Origin of the sequence: Mycolicibacterium xanthum (assembly GCF_019710635.1) — a bacterium.
Taxonomy (GTDB): domain Bacteria; phylum Actinomycetota; class Actinomycetes; order Mycobacteriales; family Mycobacteriaceae; genus Mycobacterium; species Mycobacterium xanthum.
In genome coordinates, this window is the sequence record NZ_JAIFZS010000083.1 from 1 (window position 1) to 5933 (window position 5933).

Sequence of the window (5933 nt, forward strand, 5' to 3'; positions counted from 1 at the left end):
TTGCGCAACACCGTCGAACGAGGCTTCAACCGACTCAAGCAGTGGCGCGGCATCGCCACCCGCTACGACAAGTACGCCCTGACCTACCTCGGCGGCGTTCTGCTGGCCTGCGCCGTCATCCATGCCCGCGTCGGCACCCCACAATCGGGAGACACGCCCTAGTGATTGATTGCCGCCAAGGGGGTGCTACTTGACGCAAACCGCGACCGCTCCAAGAACCGCGACCACGGTCGTGACATACACTGTGACCCACCGAGCACATAGCAGCTTGACGAAGTCCTGCAGATCCAAAGCCGCCCCTCTTCTGCTGGTTGCGCGAGTCCCCGTGCTGCATCAGGTGGCCTTCACGCGCGACCTTATTCCGAGCACTCTGGCACCGAAACTACAGGCTTAACGTCATCGACCAATGGCTGAACCGGCACACGCGGACTGCCGGCCGACGTTGGCTCCGACATGCGGAAGGTCAGTTCGCCCGACTTCCCCGGCGGAATGAGCACCTGCACTTCGAAGCTCGGGTGGCCCCGTTCCTGCTTCTTTATAACAGGAACCCTTTCACCGTTGGCAAGTGCACTGAGCAAAGTGGCATTTTTCGTCGCGAGGAGACGCACCGAGGTGATCATCGTTCCGTTGGGTACTTCAAACGGTGCACCTCGGGGTAGCCCGACCATGCCTCCAACATATTCCGTCAGATTGGCGTCCAGGGAGGCTGTGTTTTTCAGGCGAACTGTGACGGTCGATATTCTCGTGTCCCCACTACAGTCGTCGGCGATATACTCGATCTCGCGTTCCAAATAATAATCCATCTTGTTGCCGGCGAGATTGTTGACCACGACGCCGGCATACGGCGCGGCGTCATCGGGTACGGCGTGGCCGAGTCTTGTCTGCTCGAGGAGCGCTTGATCGTCCGGGAAGGAACTCCACACCGCGATTCTGCCCTCGCCGACAGCTTTCCCGAGTGCGTCGAGCAGTTTGTTCGGTGAGTCAATCTTTCCGGTGACTTTCTTCACCACTTCGATGGCGATACCCTGGAGGTAATTCTTGCGCGCATTTTGATCATCCGGGAATCGCGCGTAGGCGGTCGACTCGGTCAGTTCGACCACATTGTCCGCCGTGATCTTCTCGCCATCTGCCATCGTGACCGGTCCGACGGCCTGCAGAATGTAGCTCAGGGCAATCGGGTCGATTGCGAGCACACCATCGACGTTCATCCCCGTCTTGCCTGCCCACATCGACTTCCAGATCTGCGCTGCATAGGGGAAATGCGAACTCGAGTTGCTGTTTCGGAAGTCCGTCGTCGGATTCGAAGCGCCGTAAGTGTCATTGAACTCCGACGGAAGATCGACGGCAGCGGACGCGCCGGCAAGTTCGGTGTTCTTGCCCAGGTCCTCGACGGTCGGAACCCCGTTGTCGAAACGGAGGATCCCAAACCCTCCCAGCAATCCTCCAGTTCCGCGCGCCTCGGCATTTGTCTGGAATGCCATGAAATAGCTCCGCGGTCCGTCCGCGCCCATCATCGTTGGGGCAAGACGTGCGGCGAGCGCGGTGTTTTCGATCACCCCCGCTATGCCGGAAGTCTGGCTTTGAAGTTGGGAGCGAGCGTCACGCAGTACTGTCAAGTATCCAGGATCAGCAATTTCCTGGGCCTGCGCATCAAGCTTGACGGCGTTGGCGGAAATCTCGGCCAGCTGCGGTTCCTGTTGCCGCAACAACTGCACATCCACACGCCCGTCTTTGTACAGCTGATCAGGCGAAATGGTCACACCGACATCGGCGGTCGGCTGCAGGACATCGTCGGCCAATCCGAGGACGACATCGGAAATCTGCTGGCCGGCCTTGAAAGGGCTGCCCAACCAGGGCAGTGCGGCGGCGATGTTCCACGGCAGAGAATGAGTTGCGTCCCGCGCCGCTTGAGCGCTATCCCGCGCGTTATCTGCCAGCCGGGACGCTTCCTCGGAATTCCCTTCCAGCAGTGTGTCTTTTGTCTGCTGGGCGTACTCCCGCGCCTGCTCCAGATTTGCCTTCGCATCGCCGGCCTTGACCCACAGCCAACCCCCGAGCGCTAGCACGACAACGAGAAGGGCCAGAAACGAACCCCAGAGGACCGCCCGTCGACCATGTAGCTGCCGACGGAACCATCCGGCCTGTTCGTCATCGTCGCTTACTTGCAGGTCATAGCTGTCGTCGTCGCCATTGTCATCGCTGGACGGACGTCGAGAAAATCTGCTCACTCAGTCGGTTTCCCATGGATCTGGCCCCGCTCAGACACTGAGCAAGGATCACACATGCCGATCGGACTGCCACTGGATGGCAGTCCCATCTGACAACGACACACTAGGCGAATATCAGCAGCCCCGGGCGACCGAGGCGGTGAACTCCGCGTACGCATTGACCGCCACGGTCAAACCGAAGGCGCAGACCTGGAAATTGAGGCCCGCGGTCCACCCGAAGAACGGCTTGAAGAAGTCGGGCACGAGAACCAGCGGCTTGAACGAGAGGAACGTCGTCTTGGGCGGAGCATCCGGACGCGACGGGCCGACCCACAGCCAGCCAGCATTTTCGGCGTAGCCGATCGACCCGAGAACCGGAGCGGCCGCGATGTCGGTGATCGCCGGCGCGCTCGGCATCGGAACCGCGACATCGGCATTGGCGGCCACGGCCGGCGTCAGAGCGGCGGCAGTCGCAAGCGCTGCGGTTGCTGCACCCACCTGAAACTTGGTCCCGACCGACGAGAACTTTTCGGCAACAGTAGCCACAGACCCCCACCTTTTTTCGAGTTGACCTTACGTCGTTCGAGACGACGTTGCGGGAAAGCTTCGCATGCTCGCCAGTGGCTGTCAACCGAAACGCGCATAGTGGTGTCACAGTCTACCGCAACGGTTTCGCGACTCCACGACCTGCGGTTCGTTACGTCACGGTTAACTGATTGTGCGCCGCCACCATGCGGTGAACAGCACTCAGCGGCACCCCACAGGTGGCCGCAGCCGATTCCACATTCGCTGACATCTCGTCCCATCGGTTTACGCAGTACGACGCCCACACCGAGGCGCAGTCCTGGGGCGAGGCAGAAGCGGGCCCCAGTCGGGGCGCAACGATCAGCCCACTTCCAGCTTTCTAAGGGACCAGTAAGGGTCGCCCGCGACGTGAGAACGCCCCGCCGCTAGCATCACCGGTATGACCAGCGTGACTGAATCCTCTGCGACGCCAGCCGGCGCTCACGGAATCGACATCCACACCACCGCCGGGAAGCTGGCCGACCTGCGCAAGCGCGCCGAGGAGGCGCTGCACCCGGTCGGCGAGGCCGCCGTGGAGAAGGTGCACGCCAGGGGCAAGCTGACCGCCCGCGAACGCATCCTCGCGCTGCTCGACGAGGACTCGTTCGTCGAACTGGATGCTTTGGCCAAACATCGCAGCACCAACTTCGGGCTGGAGAAGAACCGCCCCACCGGCGACGGCGTGGTCACCGGCTACGGCACCATCGACGGCCGCGACGTCTGCGTCTTCAGTCAGGACGCCACCGTGTTCGGCGGCTCGCTCGGTGAGGTCTACGGCGAGAAGATCGTCAAGGTCCAGGAGCTGGCGATCAAGACCGGCCGCCCGTTGATCGGCATCAACGACGGCGCCGGCGCCCGCATCCAGGAAGGTGTTGTCTCCCTCGGGCTGTACAGCCGGATCTTCCACAACAACATCAAGGCCTCCGGGGTCATCCCGCAGATCTCGCTGATCATGGGTGCGGCCGCCGGTGGGCACGTCTACTCCCCCGCACTGACCGACTTCGTCATCATGGTCGACCAGACCAGCCAGATGTTCATCACCGGACCCGACGTCATCAAGACCGTCACCGGCGAGGACGTCACCATGGAGGAACTCGGCGGCGCACACACCCACATGGCCAAGTCCGGCACGGTGCACTACGTCGCCTCCGGCGAGCAGGACGCCCTGGACTACGTGCGCGACCTGCTGGGCTACCTGCCGCCCAACAACTACGCCGAGCCGCCGCGCTACCCGGCCCCGCACCCCGGCCCGATCGAGGAGAACCTCACCGACGAGGACCTCGAACTGGACACGCTGATCCCGGACTCGCCGAATCAGCCCTACGACATGCACGAGGTCATCACCCGCATCCTCGACGACGACGAGTTCCTCGAGGTCCAGGCCGGCTACGCGCAGAACATCGTGGTCGGTTTCGGTCGCGTCGACGGCCGCCCGGTCGGCATCGTGGCCAACCAGCCCACCCAGTTCGCCGGCTGCCTGGACATCAACGCCTCCGAGAAGGCCGCCCGCTTCATCCGTACCTGCGACTGCTTCAATATCCCGATCGTCATGCTCGTCGATGTGCCGGGCTTCCTGCCGGGCACCGACCAGGAATACAACGGCATCATCCGCCGCGGCGCCAAACTGCTCTACGCCTACGGCGAGGCCACCGTCGCCAAGATCACCGTGATCACCCGCAAGGCCTACGGCGGCGCCTACTGCGTGATGGGTTCCAAGGACATGGGCTGCGACGTCAACGTCGCCTGGCCCACCGCCCAGATCGCCGTGATGGGCGCCTCCGGCGCGGTCGGCTTCGTCTACCGCCCGCAGCTCAAGGAGGCCGCCGCCAACGGCGAAGATGTCGACGCGCTGCGGCTGCAGTTGCAGCAGGAGTACGAGGACACCCTGGTCAATCCCTACGTCGCCGCCGAACGCGGCTACGTCGACGCGGTGATCCCGCCGTCGCACACCCGCGGCTACATCGGTACTGCGCTGCGGCTGTTGGAGCGCAAGATCACCCAGACCCCGCCCAAGAAGCACGGCAACATCCCGCTCTGATCCCGGTTGTAAACCCAATCCGCTTGAACGACAAGGATTTTCAGCCATGCAACATGACGCCGACATCGTCGAGGTGTCTGATCCTCGGGACATGACCATCGACGACCCGCCAGCACCGGAGCCGCATTTCCAGATCCTCAAGGGCGACCCGAGCCTGGAGGAGATCGCGGCATTGGTGACCGTGTTGGCCGGCGCGGGCGGGCCCGCCCCGGAGCCGGGACCGCAGGAGCTCAACCCGTGGGGCCACCCGGTGGACAAGCTGCGCTACTCGATCTTCAGTTGGCAGCGCGTCACGCTACTGGAGCGGATGCACATGCGTCGCTGAGCCCTTGCGTGAAGCAGATCAGACACCAGTGAGCGAATACGCACAAAGTCCGGCACCGTTGCGCTCGCGCGATGAGATCACCGGACCTATGACCCGATTCGTCCTCGGCTCGGCCTCCACCGGGCGGCTGCGGGTGCTGCGGCAGGCCGGCATCGAGCCGCTCGTCATCGTCTCCGACATCGACGAGGACGCCGTGGTCGCCTCGCTGCAGGCCGACACCGCGCCGGAAGCCGTTGTCGCCGAACTTGCCCATACCAAGGCCGCCGCCGTCGCGGCACAGTTACCAGACGACGTCGCCACCGATTGCGTTGTGCTCGGCTGCGATTCGATGCTCTACCGTGATGGCGCGCTGTGCGGCAAGCCCGGGTCTGCCGAGGCGGCTCGCCGACAATGGCTGTCGCTCGTCGGTTCTACCGGTTATCTGCTCACCGGGCACGTGCTACTCCGTATCACCGAGGGTGTCACCACCCATACCGACAGCGAGACTGCCAGCACCACAGTGCATTTTGGGACACCCACGGAGACCGAGCTGTCGGCCTACATCGAAACCGGCGAACCCGCCCACGTCGCCGGCGCCTTCACTCTGGACGGCCTGGGCGGCTGGTTCATCGACCGCATCGAGGGCGACCCCTCCAACGTCATCGGGCTGAGCCTGCCCCTGGCGCGCCGGATGCTCAGCGGGGTCGGTGTGTCAGTGACAGACCTCTGGAAGCAGTAGCCGCCGCGCGCCGATACCAAAGCCCGACCCTGAAACGCAGTAGGGACTGCCACCACGTGGTGGCAGTCCCTACTGCGTTTG

At 63.5% G+C, this 5933-nt stretch carries 5 protein-coding genes and 1 pseudogene; 4 read left to right on the top strand and 2 right to left on the bottom strand.

Translation table 11 applies throughout. The features are described 5' to 3' along the window. Window positions 1-162: pseudogene (locus JDV09_RS24570) on the top strand (IS5 family transposase); the annotation flags it as partial. Between the two features lie 194 nt (window positions 163-356). Here the strand turns inward: JDV09_RS24570 and JDV09_RS24575 are convergent. Then, on the bottom strand, window positions 357-2228 hold the full coding sequence (locus JDV09_RS24575) for a DUF4012 domain-containing protein (RefSeq protein ID WP_221371757.1): 1872 nt from the start codon (window positions 2226-2228) through the stop codon (window positions 357-359). Between the two features lie 114 nt (window positions 2229-2342). Beyond that, window positions 2343-2753 carry a hypothetical protein gene (locus JDV09_RS24580; protein WP_221371758.1) on the bottom strand — a complete coding sequence of 137 codons (411 nt, stop codon included), beginning with the start codon at window positions 2751-2753 and terminating at the stop codon, window positions 2343-2345. A gap of 418 nt (window positions 2754-3171) precedes the next feature. Here JDV09_RS24580 and JDV09_RS24585 point away from each other — a divergent pair, with 418 nt between their 5' ends. From JDV09_RS24585 to JDV09_RS24595, 3 genes are all read left to right on the top strand, one after another. After that, a complete protein-coding gene (locus JDV09_RS24585) occupies window positions 3172-4809 on the top strand; it encodes an acyl-CoA carboxylase subunit beta (RefSeq protein WP_221371759.1) in 1638 nt (545 codons plus the stop codon). Window positions 4810-4855: 46 nt separating this feature from the next. After that, window positions 4856-5134: an acyl-CoA carboxylase subunit epsilon gene (locus JDV09_RS24590; protein ID WP_221371760.1), complete on the top strand. Its 279-nt coding sequence runs from the start codon at window positions 4856-4858 to the stop codon at window positions 5132-5134. 88 nt (window positions 5135-5222) lie between these two features. Beyond that, window positions 5223-5852, top strand: a complete 630-nt coding sequence (locus tag JDV09_RS24595) for a Maf family protein (RefSeq protein WP_221371761.1) — start codon at window positions 5223-5225, stop codon at window positions 5850-5852. The last annotated feature ends 81 nt before the right edge of the window (window positions 5853-5933 follow it).